Below are 17,551 nucleotides of genomic sequence, written 5' to 3'. Positions count from 1 at the left end.
GCCGCCAAAAAGATTGCAAGCCGACTATATGAACTAATTGCGTTCCACAAACTGTGCATAATTTCCGCCGGCGAATTCATAACCGATTCTAACTGCCAGTTTATGCAGTCTCTGCAAGTCTACACCCGATGCCCCATGAAGCGTCACTTCCTGCGCCCCCTGCGCCTTTGCCCAGCGGTGAACCGCTTGCATCAGCCCTAAAGCCACCCTCCCGCCGCCCAAAGCAGATCGCACGCTTCGTGACACACTGATGTTTTGAATGCTGGCAATCCGCACGTCGGTGCCGATGTGGTACTCTCCGACCGAACAGGCAGCCAACCCCACAGGTGCGCGCGCCTTGAAGGCCAACAGCACGATATGCGGCGCGCCCTCCTCAAAGGCACCCATGGCAAGCTTGCGCTCCTTCTCCTCGCTGTAAGGGATGTGCCGGTACCGGCTCTCCTCATGTGCCTCGCGGGCCAGGGCGGTGATGGCGGGGATATCATCTTCGCTGGCGCCACCAGACAGGAGATCGCAGCAGGGGTGTCCGACATTCGGCACTACTGTTAGTTTAGTTCATTCCCCGGCACGCTACCCAAACGCACTCAATCCCACAAGTAACTTTCTGAGAACTCTCCAAGAGCAGCCAGCGCTAGGGTCAGATGGCGTATTCGGCTTGCGCCCGGCGCCGCCGAGATCGTTCGCGTGGCGTGACGTCAGCGGGGAAAGGGGATGTCACGCCCCAAGCATGAGTTCTGCAACAATGCCCACCAACTTGCCCGATGCTCTGAAAAGCAAAAGAACGACATCAATGACGCACTCTCTCTGGCCCAGTTCTGCAGAGCCTTACCAGGACTGGAGCTCGCACCAACATCCGAAAACCACGTTGATTAAAAAATGAACCTCAATTCGTTTGTGCGGTCAGGCAGAAAATGCACCATTTAAATGCAGCATTACCAAAGCATTCGCCCTAAGAGGGTATTTTGATGGAGATTGAGGTCATGAAAGTTTGCATCCTTAACACCGGCGGCACGATCAGCTGTGTCGGCGATCCGCTCGCCCCGATGTCAGCTGCGGATTTCGCGGCGGCGGCGCAGACTATTCTCGACCCCGTCCTGGCGGAAGAGTTCCCGGACACCACCCTGGTTTACGAGACCGATCTGGTGTTTCCGGAAAGCTCGACCGGAACACTCGACAGCACCAATCTGCAGCCAAGCGACTGGTGCCTGATGGCAGGCTATATCCTTGATAATTATGCTGATTATGATGGGTTTGTCATTCTGCACGGCACCGATTCGATGGATTTCACCGGCTCTGCCCTGCCGTTTCTGCTGAATGTCTTTGACGCCCAGGGTTTTGGAACCGCCCTGCTGTCCAAACCGGTGATCATCACCGGTTCGCAAGTGCCGATGTTTGCCGAGACCACGCCCGGGGACACGTCAGATCTGACGCTCAACTTCAACACAGATGCCTTTCAGAACTTCTGCGGCGCGGTGGCCTGCGCCCGGCTCGGCATTCCCGAAGTCGGGGTCTATTTCGACAGCTGCCTTTACCGCGGCGACCGGGTGCTGAAAGTGAATGCCAGCGAATTTGTGGCGTTCAACTCGCCCAATTACCCGCCGCTGGCGCAATACGGCATAAGGCTGACGCAATATCCCGGCCGGATGCTGCCCGATCCGGTCAGCACCAGCGTCAGCCTGGACAACGCCACCGCCTTGGCCGCGGCGCAGGCGCAGCTAACCGCCATCTCTGATACCATCGATGATTTCCCGGTGATGCAGTTCAACGCCTTTCCAGCCGCCTACAGCACGAGCAGCAGCACTGCTATCATTGCCAATCTCATCACTGCAGCGGCGGGCACCGGCCTGACGGGGCTGGTGCTGGAATCTTATGGCGAAGGCAATTTCCCCTCCGGCAACCCGGACAACGCTTCCCAAGGCGCAATATACGCTGCGCTGAAAGCCGCTGATAATGCCGATGTCGTGATTGTCGACAGCACCCAGGTGATTGCCGGAACCGTGAATGACTCGGCTTATGCTGCGGGGGCCTGGCTGCCCGAAGTCGGGGCGCTCAGCGCCTCGGACATGACGCCGATGGCGGCTTTTACCAAGACCATGATCCTGCAGGCCGCCGCGGCTGGCAACAGCTGGACGCTGGACCAGGTCAAGGACCTTATCCAGCTCAACCTGTTCGGAGAGATCCAGAATGTCAGCCGCCTGGACAGCCGCAGCAACAGCGAGCTGCTGGCCGGCCAGTCGATCATGGCGCTGGATGGCAGTGCGACCCTCAGCAATGATCCGGTCTCCGGCCCGGTGCTTAGCGCCAGCGACGGGACTTTCCTGTGGGCGCCCTTCGGCAGTCAGGCCGCAGGCCATCCGGGCAGCCTGTTCATGCAGAATGACGGCAATCTGGTGCTGCGCAGCGCCGACAACGAACCCATCTGGGCCACAGATACCGGTGTCAGCGGCGGTGCCTCATCGGTGCTGATGATCTCCGGCTCCTATGGCAGCGGCAACCTCACTCTCAGCGTTTACAATTATTCCGGCCAAACGCTTTCTGCCACGCTTTACTCGCAAAACTGACCTCATAACCCGGGAGAATACCATGACGCCTGCATTCAAATTCAGCGGCCGCGTTGCCAAAGGCGATCTGCGCCACTCCATCAGGGAGGAGGCGCCTGACGGGGCGCTGATTGCACCGAACTACGTCGAGACCGCCTGGGGCAGCGTGCCGCAATATGCCGCCACCGTCCGCGATGCCAATACCGGCTATGACCCGGCAGGCGATTGCCAGGGCTCTTTCATGTCGGCGAAGTATCAGCCCAACAACAACTGCTATGCCTATGGCTGCAATATCGCTTCCAATTCCTTCGCCCAGCCTGGCCGCGCCAGCGGAGCGCCGGCGCTTTCAGAAAACTTCACGGCCGAGCACGTGCGCGACAATGCCGTCAGCGACGGGCTGGTCTATGTCGGCACCACGCTGGCCGATATCGAAAAACATGCGGCCAGCGCCGGCGCAGGCGGGCATTATGTCGCCCTGATGTTCTCGCCGCCGGAAAGCAATATCGGCAGCGACCCAGAGGCCAACTGGCCCGGGGATTATCACTGGGCCCGGTGCGATACGCTGTCGCCGATGTCCTGGTCGCAGAAGGATGGCGGCGATCAGGTGACGAATTTCGACTTTGCCGGCAACCCGATCACCGATCCCTCAACGGCCAATTGGCGGGTCAATCAGGGCCCGATCAAGACCATCGGCACCGGCAAGGATTACAATGAATACGCCGTGACCTACGGCTTTTACTGCTACATGTACGTGCCCGATGGATCTGTGAACATCATCTGACCCGTTCCGGACATTCAGCGAAAGATTTATCCATGTGTACCATTGGAACCGTTTTTGACGGCCAGACCATTCATACCTTCAAGCAATGCGACCTGATCCCGGTCACCGATTTCAACGAACCGCAAACCAGGGCCGGCAGCAATGGCGTTGTCAGCTACACCGCCCTGACGCGGGGAGACGGCAGCGGGCGGCTCTGGGCCGGCAGCAACAGCGCGGGCGTGTCCTTTGTGGCCGCCGATGCCTATACCACATCCGCCAACTACTATGTCACCGATGCGCAGACCGATGCCTTGTTCACGGCCTATGAAAAGAGCATCTCAAGCTTCACCACCGCCGCCGCCGCTGCGGACTTCCTGGCAGGTTTCTACGAGGATATGGGCGGCGGAACCGGTTTTCCGGCGCCCGACATCAGCCTGCTGACCGGATGGGCGGATGAAGCGCAGACCCAGCCGGTTTCGATTTTCCTGGAATATATGCCGCGCCCCTATCTGCACGCGCCGGTGCGCAGGATCATCCGCCATGCCGGGCATTTCGCCTCGACCAACCATTTCCGCATCCAGCCGGAAGCAATCCACTACCCGGCCAACCATTCAACCTATCTGCGGCTGTCGCGGGCTGAGCTTCTGCTGCAGCAGGACCCGACCCATGCCGGGATCATGTCGGTGCTGACCGATCAGTATTATGGCCGGTGCGAGCTTTCGATCTGCCGCGAGACCGACTATCCGAACGAGGAATTCCAGACCCAGGCCACGGCGCTGTTCTCGGCAACGCCCGGGGCCGCACCGGTCTGCGAATATCAGGTCAACGGCAACCCGCTGACCAATCCGCTGCAAACCTACGAGGGGGCCGCCGCATGATACCTGTCACCATAGACCGCAATGACAATCCGCCAGCAGCCAAACCCGGCGGCGATTTCCGCTTTGTCGATCAGGGCAATTACCTGAAATCTGCGCTGGTTCCGGGGCTGACCCTGTATTCGGACAGCGCCACCTCCTGCATCATCACCATCGTTGTTGCGCAGAAGGGCGAGGAAATCTCGGCCACGCTGGCGCATCTCGACAGCCCCGATTGCATCAAGGCCTTTTTCACGGTTGTGACGGCGGAAAATTACGACAGCATTCAGATTTATGCCCAGGGCGCCAACCCGCCGGACAATGAAACCGCAAGGCAGAACGCCGCCCAGCTCAAAGCCTCGGTCGAAAGCCTTGGCAGCACGCTGGCGGCGGCGGACCTTTACCTGCTCGAGGGCAGCCCGCGCGAGGACAACCGCGGCGATTTCGGCATCAGCATCGGCACCGCGGGCGGCATAGCCGTCTCGAACCAGCCCTATGCGCTCGAACTCACTGACCGCGATCCGACATGCGGCGGGCAGACAGTTTACTGCATCATGCGCCGCCAGGAGCATCCGCCGGTCGAGATCCGCAACGCGGCGCTGCCGTTCACCCACGCCGAACTGGTGGAGCTCTCCTCCATCGCGCTCAGCTACCGCAAGACCCCGGATGATCCGGCTTCGGCCTTCACCAATATCGTCAACATGCAGAATGCGGCGATCCGCGAAAGCTGGTCGACGACGCCGCAATATGAGGCGCCGTGGTTTTCGGATCAGCTGAAGCAGGGTGCCTGTTTCGCCCTCTCCATGGCACCGGTCACCACCCTCAGCAACTACTATCTGAGCAAGGAGCACGAGCGCCCGTTCACCCGCCTGCGCCGGGCAATTTTGCCAGTGGATTGATGCCGTTCCGCGGCTTTGTTGCACAAATTTGCTGAGGGGTTCATCTCGCGAAACCAGCACGATAGCTGGGGGTCATCAGCCGTTGGGCCCCTGCAAATTACAAGACCACGAACTGGTCGTCCTGCAACGACGCGCCAAGGCGACGCGGATCTCTTGCAATCGGGTTCGATCCGGAGATGATCTGGACGCCGCCGCCGAGCGGCAAGCGCGGTAGGCAGCAGCGCTTCAGCGACGCCGCGATCCAGACCTGCCTGGCATTGAAGGCCATGTTCGGCATGCCGCTTCGGCAGACGGCGGGGTTCGCCGAGAGCCTCCTGCCGCTGGTTGGGCTGGATTGGGCCGTGCCGGACTGCTGCAGGTGATGCCGCCGCCGGAAGACCCTGAACGTGAGCCTGCCGTACCGGAGCGGCACCGGCCAAATCCCGCCTGAACAGAAGATAGGCAGCGTCACCGCGGACGGCGCATATGGCACCCGGAAATGCCAGGGGGCAATCGCTGCCCGTGGTGCTGCCGCCATCATTCCATCCCGCAGGAACGCCCAACCCTGGAAGCCGGCAAGCGCGGGTGCCATCGCACGGACCGAAGCTCTACGGGCCGCACAATACCTGGGCCGCGTCCTATGGCGACGGTTGACCGGATACCAGCGCCGGCGCCGCGCCGGGATATGAGGAGGGTCTGAAAATGATCGGGGGGATCATTTTCCCGGCGATTGAATGCACTGTATCAAACTGCTCGGCCAAAGCCCCATGGCGCGGGACTTCGATCGGCAGGTCGCAGAGATTCAGGTCCGCATCGCCGTGCTCAACCGCTACTCGGCTCTTGGCATACCGGATACCTTGGCCGCAGGATAAGTCTGTCCGGGGAAAGGGAAGCACGGCCTTCAGCAGATTTATGCAACCAAGCCGACCTTGATCCAACATCGCTCAAGAATGAGTTGTTGCTTTCTCCACCTTTGCCCTGTAGGTGAGGAGCATCGCCGCGTGTGGATGACCAAATCAGCGGCAAAGTATTCTCGCCTGTGATTCCCAGATCGTTGTCTTGAATAGCTCCATGTGAGCACAGAAACGACGGCGGCTATTTCATGCGAGCTTCCCAGAAGATTAGAGAGACCAAGTGCCAAAGGCGATAATGCGCCTGTTTGGCACGATACCAAACGCTTTTGACGACATTTGACAACCTCGGCCTGGCCGAACCCATCCTGAAGGCCATCGCGGCTGAAGGATATTCAACCCCTACGCCCATTCAGGCCAAGGTCATTCCGCTGCTTCTATCTGAACGCGACGTGATTGGCGTTGCCCAGACCGGCACAGGAAAAACCGCCTCATTCGTGTTGCCTTTGCTGCACCGGATTGTGCGTGAGAATTCAAAACCCGCCGCAAAACAATGCAACGCCTTGATCCTGACGCCCACGCGTGAACTTGCGGCGCAGATCGTGGACAATATCCGCGCTTACAGCCGTTTCAGCAATATTTCCACGACGCTTGTCGTCGGTGGTGTGCGCCCCGGCGGGCAGATCAAAGCCCTTAGCGGCGGCGTGGATATTGTGGTGGCGACGCCCGGCCGCCTGCTTGATCACCTTGGCACAGGCGTTATCAACCTGACCGCAACCAAAGCCATTGTGGTTGATGAGGCCGATCAGATGCTGGATCTGGGCTTTCTGCCGAGCATTCGCAAGATCATGGCGAAGCTGCCCAAGCCGCGGATGACGGCGCTTCTTTCGGCAACCATGCCGGGACAGATCAGAAAACTGGCCGATGACTTTCTGAATCATCCGGCAGAAGTGCAGGTGGCAGCAGTTTCCAAGCCGGTCGAACGGATTGCGCAGAGCGTCAGGCATGTGGCCAAGCAGGGCAAACGTCAGGTGCTGGCAGACATTCTGTTGGACCAAGGCGTGCATCGCGCTGTTGTGTTCACGCGCACCAAACGCGGTGCCGACAACGTCTGCAAGCACCTGATTGCTGCCGGGATAAACGCTGCAGCCATTCACGGCAACAAAAGCCAGCCGCAGCGCGATCGCGCCATGGCGGGGTTCCGGTCGGGCGCGGTCACCGTTCTTGTGGCCACCGATATCGCCGCACGGGGCATAGATATTGACGGCGTGTCCCACGTGGTGAATTTCGAGCTTCCAAATGTGCCTGAAACTTATGTGCATCGCATTGGCAGAACGGCCCGTGCAGGCCGAACCGGTATTGCGATTTCACTTTGCGACCGCGAAGAACTGCCTTTGCTGCGGGACATCGAAAAGCTGATCGGCGACCGGCTGCCAGGCGTTGATGATGCAAAAAACGGGCATTTGAAACCCGATCCTGCAGCGGAGGTGCAAACCTCCCCTGCAGGAGAACCGGCATCGGTGCAAAAAATACGTCCAGCCAATCGGGCAAAGCAAAGCCGGAATGGACAACAGCAACACAAGATTGACCCGGCTCAGGCTCAGGACGGTCTTATGCGAATGCTCGCCAATACTGGCGGGTTCACCCAACCTGCTGCCTGAACGCAGCACTCTGCCCAGCCAGCTTTGGCGGGCGCTAATATCTCTGAAAGGATATTCTCATGACTACCGGAACAGTAAAATGGTTCAACGAAACTAAAGGCTACGGCTTCATTGAGCTCGACAATGGCAGCGGCGACGCATTCGTCCATATCAGCGCTGTCCAACGCGCTGGCCTCGACAGCCTCAAAGAAGGCGCAAAAGTCGGATTCGATCTGAAAGAAGACCGGATGCGCGGCAAGTCGTCCGCCGAAAACCTGCAGCTGCAATAAGCACTGCCCATACACCACCCAGCGGCCTTTTTTGTCACTGGGTGGTGTAAAAATGTAAAAATAGGTACGTCCGCTCACTGTAGCAGCGTTTGCGACCAAGGCGTCCACTTGTCTCAGTTACTCTGTCTCATTTCAGACAAGTAAATGGCAAAACCCTCCCTACGGCCAATATAAGGAAAACAATAATGGCTTTGAAAATCAATCAAATCGACGAGCAATCCGTAACCGGCATCCTGGACGGCGTAGCTAGCTTTCAAGTGAACGCTTCGGAAGACGGCGTAACGGCTCGCATCAGCAAATGGACCTGCACGCTTGCTGGCCGGGCGATGTATAGCGTCAGCGGAATGCGCAGCAGTGCTTATGAAGCTCTGGCGCGGTACCGAGAGGAACAGAAACAATCCCTGAACAGTCAGGTGCAATCGGTCTTCTGAATGGACCGGAAGGGAAGAGCATTCCTTACCTGTTCGGTGTCCTTGTCTGAAGGCCGCTGACAAACATTGCTTGTCATGTGATAGCTTTATCTACGCATTTCGCTAGCAGCAAGCCTCTATACCCTACGCGCGATACCCTGCGCGGTTTCGCCCTTCTCCCGCTTGTTTGCCGGTTGACCTGCCCGCGGTGAACGACTGCTTCCCGCCGGTCAAGCTGGATGCTGCATTACGAAGTAGTCATTCAGTAATAACCACCCTTCGGAACGTGTCAGGATAATCGAGCACAAGACCAGCTTCATCAATTTCAAGCTCTGCCGTGAAGGCGCGGAACAAACCCTCGTAGCGATAGCGATGATCTGGCGTCAGACAGGTGTAGCGTTGCTCCGCCCGTTGGGGCAAAAAGTCACCGTCGATCTGATCCGGGAGCGGGACGTAGGCGGCAGTGATGTCCCTGCTCTCCTGCGCCTTGAGCTTCAGGCGCTTGATCGGCAGCGTGTTCGTGGCAGGTGTGATGCCGATATCGACGTCAATACAGCCTACAAGGGCTTGTAGCTCCCTGTTCCCGACCACGTCGCGCCAGCTTCCGGTACCGTCAGCCTCCACATGCAAGCACGGGCCGCCAACATATTGAACACGGACTTCGCGCGTTCTGAAACCAGCGTCGGTTCGCACAAGGTAGCGTCCGCCATATTCTCCATGCCGGGTCCCGGCAACGACACCTTCGAGGAGCAAGCCATCGGCAGTTTCGCGGCATAGGCAATGCTCAAGCCCCCGGCCTTCCCAATCCTGCCATCGCACAACAGCCATCACGTTGCCTTTCATTCTGGAGAACCAATAGTGAACAATATAAAGCGACTGATTGGCAGAAAAGGGCTCAAGCACTAAATCGCTCCGCGATATGGGCGACTGTGGCTGGCGTTTCGGGAAACCGGGATTTGCTTTGCGGATTTCGATGACGGCTGCGTGCTGTCGGGCGCGGTGATTTTGCCTCGGTTGACAGAGGGTTTTCCGATGACCGTTCAGCAGTCCGCACCGGCGGCACCCCTTCGCGCCCGGATGATTGCCGATATGCCGCCGCGCAATCCGGGGCCGGTGTCTCAAACCAGCCTCTTACGGGCCTGCAAGCGGTTTGCAGCCTGGCTCGGACGATCCCCCCGGGACCGCGGCACCCGGTGATATGCGGGGCTTCCAGCGGCATCTGATGGAAAGCGGCACCAAGAGCCGCGCTTGAGGCTTGAGGACCGCCAAGCACAGATGCCTAGGCTCAATTGTTGGGGTTTTACAGCAATCTATGACACCTTTCTTTCGGAGCTGTTTGCCCTGAGTTGCTGCAACTCCCGCCTACCGTTGTTACTTTGAAAGAATGCTGCGCTGAGCACGAATGACAGCTCTGCACGAGCCGATCCACAAGATCCTCCTCCGAGGGCGGTCGCATGCCAGCAGCGGTACAAAAATTGGTGATGACACCAATCAGCGCCTTGCGATCGGAATGCGGCGAGACATCTGCCAACGGCATCCGCCAGTAGCGGCGTGTGACCTGGGCGTCACAGGAAGCTATCTGCCAGAGGCTCTCGATGCCACTCAACACTACACTGACCGCTCCGTCGCCCTGCATCAGGTTGCGGACCGTTTTCAGGAACACATCGATCTTGAATCTGCTACCAGCACCAAAGAGGTCAGCCTCCCCGTCAAAGACACCATCGCCGTCGATATCGAAATAGGAATGCGCGCTCAGACCGTCAGCCGCTTCAACAACCACTTCTTTGTAAGTGTCCCGGCCACCGGTGATCTCAGAAATCTCGGTGACCCGGTCCCCGGCTTTATTTGCAGGCCGCTCCGTACTGAAAGAAGTGCCGATTGCCCCGGCAAGAGGAATGCTCCCATCACCGCTGAAACTGACTTCAACCCGCCGTTCAAAATCTGTACTGCCGTCGCCGTCCTGGTCGAACTCGGCCATCTGAACCATACCACTGGCGGAGGTGCTGGAGCGGACTTCGGCCTCTACGCTGCCATAGCGCCCCAGATCCCGGGAAACACGCGTTGTGGAATTGTCGCTCTCCAGCCGCCACTCCAGGGATTGATCAGCCTGGCCGTCGCCGTCCCGGTCTATCTCTGTGATCTGGCTGCGCTCGTCATCTGCGGTTTCAACCGTCACCTGGCGCTGCAGATCGCCGCCGTTGCTGAACTCCAGAGCCTCCCAGGTTGACCCGCCGCCAGCCCTGTCGCTGCGCAGCTCATGCCGGTCGTCGTGGCTGTCGCCGTCCATGTCAGTCTTTTCGCTGAACAGCAGGCCATTTCCGCTCAGCGTGCTCTCAACACTCGACGTCCGTGTGTGCGTGGAGCCAATAGTTTCCGCAAAGCGGCTTGTGCTGCCATCCGCCCCGTAGCTGGTGGCATCGGTGGAGCGGAACTCGCTGATGCCATCGCCATCCAGGTCCAGTTCGGACCGGCGTTCGTGGCCGTCATCGCTGACCCAGTATTCTTCGCGGCCGATGCTGCTGAAATTGCCTTCACGGTGCTCGGTGACCGTGGTCCGGCTGCCATCCTCCCCCAGCTCGGTTTCACTAGAGGAATGAAGATCGGCAAAGCCGTCGCCGTTGCTGTCAAAGCTGTAGCTGCTTCTCAGCCCGTCGCCGCTGACGCTCTCCTCGGCCTCGGAGATCTGCACGCCGCTGTCAGCATAATAGACCGTCGTCGCGGTGCGGGTGCCATCATCACCTAGCGTTGCAGTGGTCTTGGCATCAAGTTCTCCATTGCCGTCGGCGTCAAAACCGGTGGTGACTGTCTTGCCATCGGCCGTAGTCTTGACCTCTTCGCTCAGAATAGTGGAATTGTTAGCCGCCTCGACCTCGGTGGTCAGTGTAACATCGCCATTGCCAGCCAGTTCCTCGGACACGGTGGTGCGGCGCTCGAATGTGCCGTCGTTGTTGAGATCGGTCTTGGTTGTGATCGTCAGCCCGTCGCCCGAAGTGATGACAACATCCTTGGCAAACCCCTGGCTCGGATCCGCTGCAATGGTGCCGCTGACCGTCGTGGTCTCCGTCGACCCATCAGTATTCAGCTTGGTTTCGGTGCGGTAGACCCTCTCGAAGGCGCCGTCGCCGTCCGCATCGCTTTCGGTTTGCGACACCAGCCCATTTGCGCTGGTTGCGGTGACCGTCCGGCTTTGAATGTCGGCCTCATTGGCGCCAAAACCGGTCACCGTCCGGGTGACCACACCATCATCGGCCTCGACCGCATGCTCGCGCCGGTCGGTGCCCCCGTTACCGTCCAGGTCAAAGTCTGTTGTGACTTCCCGGCCGTCGTCGCTGGTGGTGATTTTCGTTTCGCTGCGCGGGTCGCCGCCCGCGTCGGTCACCGTGACAGTTGAAACCGTTGTGCCATCGTTCCAAATTGCGGTTTCTGTTGTCTCAATGAGGTCGAAATCATTGTCCCCGTCTTCATTGATTTTGACAACTGTTCTCAGGCCATCCGCGTCCACTCTGGTTTGCGTCTTGCTGAGTTTATTGCCTTGGGCATCCTCCAACTGAACGGATGTTACGGATTGCCCATTCGCCAAGAATTCCGTCGTGGTCCGCAGAGCACTCTCAAACTCTCCGTCGCCGTCATCATCCCTTTTGACCAGCATCTCCCGGCCATTGACGCTGACCGTTTCAAACGATTGGCTTCTCAAGCTGCCGTCTGCATTGGAAACTATGGCATCAACTGTACGCCGGCCATCCGAATGCAGCGTGGTGGTGGCCTCCTCCACGGTCTCGTCTGTCCCGTCACCATTGCTATCCGTGGACACCGTCCGGACCAGCCCGTCAGCCGACACTGTTGATACGGTCTTAGATGCAGGGGTTCCATCATTGTAGAAACGTTGATCAGTGACCGTGATGGCCCCGCTCGCATCTTCGGCTTGCGTTACAACCCGGTCAAACTGCGTGCCACCGCCCGCGCTGTCGCCATCATAATCGTACTCAGTGGTCGCCGTCCGGCGGTCAGCGCTTTCCGTGGTGATTGTCTTGGACAGCAGCGTCCCGTCTTCTGAAAACACCCGGATATTGTGCAGCGTGCTGCCATCCGCTTCCGGCGAGATATATTCGATGGTTTTGAAATCTGTGACGCCATCCCCGTCCCGGTCATTCCAGGTGGTGCTGTGGAGGCCAGTGTCCCGGGTTTCCGTCGTTACCTCGCTCAGCGTCGCATTGCTTGCGCTTTTGGTCTGAACAACCCGTTCCGTATTGCCGTTTGCAAGTGTCTTTGTGTGGTCCGACAGCTTCAGATCGGTGTCCCCGTCGCCATCCAGGTCGGTCAGAACATCGGAACGCAACCCGTCTTCACTTGTGGTCGTCTGGCTGTAGGCACTGATTGAGCCATCAGCATTCCGGTCCCAGGTTTCCGTGATCCGGTTCTGTGTCGCCGCATCGACCTGCACATCGCGAACGCGCTCATTAGATGCAAAACTTCCGTCCTGGTTGCCATCGGCCCAGGCCTTCGAGGTGATTTTGTCATCTTCCAGCAGCGTCTTTTCCGCATGCCGCAAAGAGCCGTCCTTGTTGTAGGTGGAAACTGTCTGTGTCCGGACGCCGCTACCGTCCACAGAGGTGTTATCCACCACTTTGGTTTCATAGCCGCCTTCGCCATCCGCATCGATTTCGGTCACCACATGCATGGTGTCCTCGGACTGGGTCTGCCGGTTGCGGGAGATCAGATCGCCATCCCGGTTGAAGCTCTCGCTCAGCGTCACCGTGGTTCCGTCAGCATTCACGGTGGTGTCACTCACCTCCTTGCGGTCAACGGGTCCGTTGCCGTCAAAGTCGGTTTCGGTCTCGCGGTGCCGCCCGTCTGCGCTGACATCCATAGTGACCGAGGAGGCAAGAGTGCCGGGCTTTGTGGTGCTGCTGGGCCCGTAGTTGCCGTTTCCGGTCAGCCAGGTCTCGCTCCGGCTGCCGTCTGCGTGCTCAACAATGTTGTGCTGCTCAACCGCATCGGGATCGCCATCGCCGTCGAGGTCTGCTTTATCCGTGCGGGTCAGCCCATCCGCAGACGTCACCGAAGTGACCGCTTGCAGAACCGAGCCGTCCTCTGCCAGGTCCGACACCGTAATAGTCTGCTTGCCGCTGCCGTTGATCTCCCGCTCTTCGCGCTGATCGAACCAGCCGCCGCCCATGCTGTCGCGCTCGATCACCGTCAGTTTACCATCGGTGCTGACCGTAGTTTTGGTGCGGTTCTCAAATACCCCGCCCGTGACGCTCGCACCGGAGTAGTTCCGCACATCCTCAACCCTGGCACCGCCCGTTCCGGCGGACACTTCAATGACTTGCACCCGGTCCACAATCCCGTCGCCGTCATCGTCATAGCTGTTTTCAGTATGCGAGCCGTCGCCCGCCGCAACCGAGGTCATCGTGAAGGCAATCGAACCATCGGCGTTATAGGCCTCCTGCACCAGCGTGCGGATGCCGTTGGCGTCCGTTGTGTCCTGCTCAACCTCAACCCGGTAGCTCGCTGCATCACCGGCCAATGTGACATCGCCGACCATACCGGTTCCGCCGCCCGCGGCGGCAGTCTTGGTGAACATCGTCTGCCCGGTGATCACCGACCCGTCCGGCAGCTCTATCCGCGTGGTGTCCGCAACCACGTTGATGGTTTCAACTCCCGCCTGATCAAGCGTTCGCACAACCGTCGAGCCGTCGTCCAAGGTGACCATTACCTTGAATTTGCTGAACTCCGGATCATTGGCGTCAAAGACACCATCGCCATTGGCATCAAAGTAGGAGGCCAGCGCCTCGATATCACTTGCCGCGGACGGATCCCATTCGGTGAAGATATACTGCCAGTCTTCCTGGATCTCGTTCCAGCCCTCGGGGTCATAGAACAGTACCCCGTTGCCAGCCGCCGCCCAGGCCGTACGGTTCTTCAGCCCGTCGCCATCGCTGTCAAAGAACACCTGGGATTGGGAGAGTTCGGTGATTTCGACGTTGTTAGTTTCGAGAGCCAGTATGATAGGGTTTGATCTTTCGCCACCAAAGTTCAAACCTCCATCTCTGAAACCTTCCGACAGATAGCCGCGTTCTGCGGGTGTGGCTGGAGCCTGGCCAGCGAGAGATTTTCCAAGCTCAGCCCCAATAGCAGCACCTGTTTTGCTCCTTGTAAGTAAACCACCAATGAGCCCCCCGACTACGGTGCCGACGGTTTCACTTGCAATTCTCCCAATATCTTTGGATGTCAATCCGTCGTCTGTATCAAAAGACTCTCTTGCGACGTCGACAGCCACTCCCACGGTCGCATCCGTAACAGGATTGCTCTTTACAGTGGTCGCTGCAACATCGGTCGCGATACTGACAGCATCACCGTAGGAGATATCTCCATCAATAGCATCCTGCACAGCTCCTATGAAACCGGTGATCCCTTTAGTAACTTTTCCAGCCTTTGTGGGTTTTCCGGTGTCATCAGTTTGATCTACTCCGAGACTGTCTGCTAAGTCGTCTAGGCTCTGGACTCATTGAGTTTCAAAGCCAGTAGATAACGAGGGCTGCAAGCGCGATTGCTGACAGGAAGACTTTTGGGCATCTGTCGTATCGTGTCGCAACCCGCCGCCAGTCCTTCAGCCTGCCGAACATAATCTCAATGCGGTTGCGCCGCTTATATCGGCGTTTGTCGTATCTGATGGCTTTCTTGCGCTGCTTTCGGCCGGGGATGCAGGCGCGTATCCCTTTGTCTTTCAACGCTTCTCTAAACCAATCGGCATCATATCCGCGATCTCCGAGAAGCCACTGGACGTCAGGCAGGCCACTCAGCAGCGCCTTTGCACCGGTGTAATCACTGACCTGCCCGGCAGTCACGAACAGGTTCAGCGGACGGCCCTGGCTGTCACAGATTGCGTGCAGCTTGGTGTTCATGCCGCCCTTAGTGCGCCCGATCAGACGCCCACGCCCCCCTTTTTAACCCCAAGACTGGAGGCTGTACGGTGTGCTTTCAGGTAAGTTGCGTCGATCATCACGGTCTTTTCCTCACCGTGATCAGCAGCCAGACCGGCCATCATCTGGGCAAAGATGCCCTTGTCGCTCCACCGCTTCCAACGGTTGTACAAGGTCTTGTGCGGGCCGTAATCTTTGGGAGCATCACGCCAGCGCAAGCCATTGCGATTGATGAAGATAATTCCGCTCAGAACACGCCGGTCATCAACACGCGGCTTGCCGTGGGACTTCGGAAAATAAGGCTCAAGACGGGCCATCTGCGCGTCCGTCAGCCAGAAAAGATCAGACATATCACCGCTCATTTTTCGAACCGTGAATCACGCCACCCACCGGAAATCAATGGGTCCTGAGCCTAGCGCCCTCCTCTCATCATGTTTGAGACGAGAGTTCACCACGCCTGCTAAAAGCAGCCGCACGGCCTACGCATCGCACCTGATCGTCAACCAGCCACCGCAGTTGCCTTCTCCTCTGGCTGAGTACCGCAATGCTCGCAGGTCTGAGCTGCTTCCATCTGGGCCTGAACTATCCGGTCGGAGTTGCGCTCGCCCCCACTGCGCGTCTAAAATCTCAACCCACCCGGCTTCTATTTGACCTGCTGAGCCCGGAAATGGGTCAGGCCGTTCTCGCTGATGATTGCGGCAAGATCCGAGCTCAGGCGCTCAACCATAGGATTGCCCCCGGCCACAGGTAAAGCCCTACGCCGGGCCTCAGGATGGACGCCCGTACACCTCGGGGAATCGCTCTATGATGCGCAACCCTCACCGGTGATGTAGTGGTCCTGGTCCGGCATATGGGGCTCCTTTTCTATAAGGGGGAGAATGGAGAAATTACGTGCTCAATGATGGATCCCAGCCGCCTCCATGACTTCACCCCGGGTTAACATCCGGATGACATGCCGAAGGTTCAGCTCCGCACCTCGTCCGGCAAGTTCCAGCGTCTCGACCACTGCTTCGACCGATGCCTGCGTTAGTCCGCGCCGGCGACCCTCACGGAGGGCAAATTCGGCCAACTCGGTTGCTGGAACCGGCGGGAGGCGGATAACCTCCAGGCGGCTTAACAGAGGGGCTGGCAAGGTGGTTAAGGTGTTGGTGGTCAAAACCCAGCTGATCCAGGACATGTCGAACCCGACCTGATAATAGGGGCATTGCCATGATGCCGCTGAGGATGGCTCCAGAAGAGACAGCAGTCCCTCGGCGCGTCCAAAGCTGTTCCCCTTGGCCGAAGTTGCGACCCCCGCCTTCTCCACCTCGTCCACAACGACAACCGGGTTCGCGATCAGGTGCTTCAGGATCGTCATCAAAGGGCGTCCCGGCTGTGCGTTGGCCCAGCCGCGCTGGGAGCCCACGATTCCGAACGACGCCTGCTCTGCCGTCGCCTCTACGCCACAGCGGGGCACACCAAGTGCTGTGCTCAGTTGACGGGCCACATGCTTTTGCCGATCCCCGGCGGGCCATCCAGCAGCACCGGAGGCAAGCGAAAGCCCGAATCCCCATTTCGGACGGATCGCCGCATCGACTTCCAAAGGAGATCCGTCGCTGGTGCCATCCAGGGCATGTCGGCATGAATACCTGCGGCGATTTCATCCGCTTGGTCTTCGGTCCCAATCCTGATCAGGCTCACCCCGTTGCGCAGCCCCTCTAGCGCTCTTCGGTCTTCGCGCTTCAGGTGGGCGAGGCCTGCAGCCGCGTCCCGCCGCTCCGCCAGCCTATTCACCCGGCGGTCTATCCGGTCCTGAACTTCGCGCTCGAAACGAACCTGCATCAAGTCTGTTTCCCACCGCAGGGCGTCCTCCGGGTCTTCCGGCTCCGGCGACACGACACCGCGCTCGAGGGCTAGGCGCACTTTCAGGAACCGTTCCAGGCGCTGCCGTATTGCCCGACGATCTTTGTCGGCATCTAGAAACTCTGCTTCGATGAATTTGATTTTGGACATAGCTGGCCCTTTCCCGGCGCACTGCGCCGTCCGGCTCCCGATTGCACAGGGTGTGCTCGGGTAAGTGAAGGAAAGAACCTGGCCAGGTTTGAGCTGCAGTCCTGCTCATAACAGCGGTTTCAGTCAACAGGCAGAGCGGGCTTGTTCAGGCGAACCGGCCTCGTCAGCGGGCAAAGGGCAATCGCAACCTAAGCCATTGTTTTAAAATGAAACCACCGGCCGCGCCGCGGCCGGTGGTCATTAAACCCGTGTCGTAATGGTCAGAAAACCCCCAAAATGGTCACGTTTTCGCGGGTCATACAATTGTGGAAGTCAGTATCGGTTTGCAATTTTCGAGGACTTAGCCTCATTGAAAGTCAAAGACTTAGCTGGCGGCAGATTTTGCACACTGCAACTCCAACCCGCAAAACATT

General features: G+C 58.7%; 13 protein-coding genes and 1 pseudogene. 8 read left to right on the top strand and 6 right to left on the bottom strand.

All coding sequences use genetic code 11. The features are described 5' to 3' along the window. Positions 1-33: 33 nt before the first annotated feature. Positions 34-540, bottom strand: coding sequence for a hypothetical protein (locus tag METH_RS04000; protein ID WP_024089127.1), 507 nt, complete (start codon positions 538-540; stop codon positions 34-36). 440 nt (positions 541-980) lie between these two features. Between METH_RS04000 and METH_RS03995 the strand changes: the two genes are divergently transcribed. The 8 genes and pseudogenes from METH_RS03995 to METH_RS03955 all read left to right on the top strand — a co-directional run bounded on the left by METH_RS03995 (position 981) and on the right by METH_RS03955 (position 8,244). Beyond that, positions 981-2,561, top strand: coding sequence for an asparaginase domain-containing protein (locus METH_RS03995; RefSeq protein ID WP_169731233.1), 1,581 nt, complete (start codon positions 981-983; stop codon positions 2,559-2,561). A gap of 22 nt (positions 2,562-2,583) precedes the next feature. Further along, positions 2,584-3,321, top strand: a complete 738-nt coding sequence (locus METH_RS03990) for a hypothetical protein (protein ID WP_024089125.1) — start codon at positions 2,584-2,586, stop codon at positions 3,319-3,321. Positions 3,322-3,353: 32 nt separating this feature from the next. Continuing rightward, a complete protein-coding gene (locus tag METH_RS03985) occupies positions 3,354-4,178 on the top strand; it encodes a carcinine hydrolase/isopenicillin-N N-acyltransferase family protein (RefSeq protein WP_024089124.1) in 825 nt (274 codons plus the stop codon). Beyond that, positions 4,175-5,053, top strand: coding sequence for a hypothetical protein (locus tag METH_RS03980; protein ID WP_024089123.1), 879 nt, complete (start codon positions 4,175-4,177; stop codon positions 5,051-5,053). The genes METH_RS03985 and METH_RS03980 overlap by 4 nt, the downstream gene beginning before the upstream one ends. Positions 5,054-5,127: 74 nt before the next feature. Beyond that, positions 5,128-5,904: pseudogene (locus METH_RS22970) on the top strand (transposase). A gap of 308 nt (positions 5,905-6,212) precedes the next feature. Continuing rightward, on the top strand, positions 6,213-7,544 hold the full coding sequence (locus METH_RS03965; protein WP_024089120.1) for a DEAD/DEAH box helicase: 1,332 nt from the start codon (positions 6,213-6,215) through the stop codon (positions 7,542-7,544). A gap of 59 nt (positions 7,545-7,603) precedes the next feature. Then, positions 7,604-7,813 carry a cold-shock protein gene (locus METH_RS03960; protein WP_024089119.1) on the top strand — a complete coding sequence of 70 codons (210 nt, stop codon included), beginning with the start codon at positions 7,604-7,606 and terminating at the stop codon, positions 7,811-7,813. 185 nt (positions 7,814-7,998) lie between these two features. Then, entirely contained in the window at positions 7,999-8,244 is a 246-nt protein-coding gene (locus tag METH_RS03955) for a hypothetical protein (protein ID WP_024089118.1), read from the top strand. A gap of 237 nt (positions 8,245-8,481) precedes the next feature. Here the strand turns inward: METH_RS03955 and METH_RS03950 are convergent, their stop codons facing one another. The 5 genes from METH_RS03950 to METH_RS23750 all read right to left on the bottom strand — a co-directional run bounded on the left by METH_RS03950 (position 8,482) and on the right by METH_RS23750 (position 17,138). Then, positions 8,482-9,126 (bottom strand): putative glycolipid-binding domain-containing protein, encoded by a 645-nt coding sequence (locus tag METH_RS03950; protein ID WP_197538820.1) that lies wholly within the window; start codon positions 9,124-9,126, stop codon positions 8,482-8,484. A gap of 397 nt (positions 9,127-9,523) precedes the next feature. Next, positions 9,524-14,263 (bottom strand): RHS repeat domain-containing protein, encoded by a 4,740-nt coding sequence (locus tag METH_RS03945; protein WP_024089116.1) that lies wholly within the window; start codon positions 14,261-14,263, stop codon positions 9,524-9,526. Positions 14,264-14,738: 475 nt separating this feature from the next. Continuing rightward, a protein-coding gene (locus tag METH_RS22965; protein ID WP_156927531.1) for an IS5 family transposase occupies positions 14,739-15,496 on the bottom strand; the annotation gives its coding sequence in 2 pieces (ribosomal slippage) (positions 14,739-15,172 and positions 15,172-15,496; 759 coding nt in all). Positions 15,497-16,041: 545 nt separating this feature from the next. Continuing rightward, entirely contained in the window at positions 16,042-16,503 is a 462-nt protein-coding gene (locus METH_RS23755; protein WP_156927439.1) for a P-loop NTPase family protein, read from the bottom strand. A 113-nt stretch (positions 16,504-16,616) separates the two neighbouring features. After that, positions 16,617-17,138 carry a hypothetical protein gene (locus tag METH_RS23750; protein ID WP_156927438.1) on the bottom strand — a complete coding sequence of 174 codons (522 nt, stop codon included), beginning with the start codon at positions 17,136-17,138 and terminating at the stop codon, positions 16,617-16,619. Positions 17,139-17,551 lie beyond the last annotated feature (413 nt).

Source organism: Leisingera methylohalidivorans DSM 14336, assembly GCF_000511355.1.
GTDB classification, from domain to species: Bacteria; Pseudomonadota; Alphaproteobacteria; order Rhodobacterales; family Rhodobacteraceae; genus Leisingera; species Leisingera methylohalidivorans.
Note: the sequence above shows the minus strand (reverse complement) of the source record. Positions and strands in the feature narration are given on the sequence as shown.

Bases quoted from the DNA above. Each gene is read 5' to 3' on its own strand.
- METH_RS03960 (WP_024089119.1), top strand. From the start codon at position 7,604: ATGACTACCGGAACAGTAAAATGGTTCAACGAAACTAAAGGCTACGGC.
- METH_RS23755 (WP_156927439.1), bottom strand. From the start codon at position 16,503: ATGACGATCCTGAAGCACCTGATCGCGAACCCGGTTGTCGTTGTGGAC.
- METH_RS03980 (WP_024089123.1), top strand. From the start codon at position 4,175: ATGATACCTGTCACCATAGACCGCAATGACAATCCGCCAGCAGCCAAA.
- METH_RS23750 (WP_156927438.1), bottom strand. From the start codon at position 17,138: ATGTCCAAAATCAAATTCATCGAAGCAGAGTTTCTAGATGCCGACAAA.
- METH_RS03990 (WP_024089125.1), top strand. From the start codon at position 2,584: ATGACGCCTGCATTCAAATTCAGCGGCCGCGTTGCCAAAGGCGATCTG.
- METH_RS03985 (WP_024089124.1), top strand. From the start codon at position 3,354: ATGTGTACCATTGGAACCGTTTTTGACGGCCAGACCATTCATACCTTC.
- METH_RS03955 (WP_024089118.1), top strand. From the start codon at position 7,999: ATGGCTTTGAAAATCAATCAAATCGACGAGCAATCCGTAACCGGCATC.
- METH_RS03995 (WP_169731233.1), top strand. From the start codon at position 981: ATGAAAGTTTGCATCCTTAACACCGGCGGCACGATCAGCTGTGTCGGC.